Annotated in this window: 1 rRNA gene; it reads left to right on the forward strand. The window is 47.1% G+C overall.

The features are described from left to right. A 23S ribosomal RNA gene (locus tag LCF57_RS26350) occupies positions 1 to 98 on the forward strand; the annotation flags it as partial. Positions 99 to 210: the final 112 nt, after the last annotated feature.

Below are 210 nucleotides of genomic sequence, written 5' to 3' on the forward strand. Positions count from 1 at the left end.
TGTAAGACCCCTTGAAGACGACGAGGTAGATAGGTTGGGGGTGGAAGTGCAGTAATGCATGGAGCTGACCAATACTAATCGGTCGAGGGCTTATCCTAAAGATAAACGCAATGAAGTTTCGGATCCAGTTTTCAGGGTGTAACACCTTGAAGGTAGAATTTGCGAAGCAAATTCATGTTTGGTGGCGATAGCGGAGGGGTTCCACACGTA

The organism is Paenibacillus sp. BJ-4, from assembly GCF_020404765.1.
Lineage (GTDB): Bacteria > Bacillota > Bacilli > Paenibacillales > Paenibacillaceae > Paenibacillus.